The 439-nt window shown below is 72.2% G+C and carries 1 pseudogene; it reads left to right on the plus strand.

Features of this window, described 5'->3' with window-relative positions:
• Window positions 1–439 (plus strand): annotated as a pseudogene (locus F8271_RS31865) (HAMP domain-containing protein); the annotation flags it as partial.

The raw sequence follows: 439 nt of genomic DNA on the forward strand, positions 1-439 counted from the left end.
TGCCACAGGCGGTCGCCCGTCTGCGCGACCCGCAGGTCACCGGCCAGCTCTCCCCTGTGCAACTGGCAAACCAGATCGCCGAGCCGCTGCCGGTGCGCAGCAAGGACGAGTTCGGCCAGGTGACCGAGGCGTTCAACGCCGTCCACCTGGAGGCCGTCCGGACCGCCGCCGAGCAGGCCGCCCTGCGGGCCTCGGTTGCGACCATGTTCGTCAACCTGGCCCGCCGCTCGCAGATCCTGGTCGACCGGCTGATCGGCCACCTCGACCGCCTGGAGCGCGGCGAGGAGGACCCGGACCGGCTGGCCGAGCTGTTCCAGCTCGACCACCTGGCCACCCGGATGCGCCGCAACGACGAGAACCTGCTGGTCCTCGCCGGTGCGGACTCCACCCGTGTACAGCGCGAGCCCGCCGCACTGATCGACGTGCTGCGCGCCGCCCA

It is taken from the genome of Micromonospora sp. ALFpr18c, assembly GCF_008868155.1.
Lineage (GTDB): Bacteria > Actinomycetota > Actinomycetes > Mycobacteriales > Micromonosporaceae > Micromonospora.